Source organism: Pseudomonas sp. HY2-MNA-CIBAN-0224 (genome assembly GCF_040310285.1).
Classification (GTDB): domain Bacteria; phylum Pseudomonadota; class Gammaproteobacteria; order Pseudomonadales; family Pseudomonadaceae; genus Aquipseudomonas; species Aquipseudomonas helleri.
On the sequence record NZ_JBEOPQ010000939.1, the window covers coordinates 1 to 232 of the forward strand.

Genomic DNA, 232 nt, shown 5'->3' on the forward strand with positions numbered 1-232 from the left:
CTTCGTAAAGGGCTTTTGGCAGCGGATAACGAAAGGCCACCGGTGGCATGGTTTGATGGAAGGCGGTATCAAACACGACCACTTGTGGAATATCAGGATAAATAGCTTGTACCGCTTCGATACCCAAGGCGTTGGCAGGGTTGTGTAGCGGTGCCAATACTTTTAGACGCTTTACCTCTTCCAGAACGTGATCGTCCACGCGTACGGCTTCAGAGTATTCACGGCCACCATG

1 pseudogene is annotated in these 232 nt (G+C 51.3%); it reads right to left on the minus strand.

From position 1 onward, the window contains the following. Nucleotides 1-199, minus strand: a pseudogene (locus AAEZ03_RS29015) (propionate/acetate kinase); the annotation flags it as partial. Between the last annotated feature and the right edge of the window lie 33 nt (nt 200-232).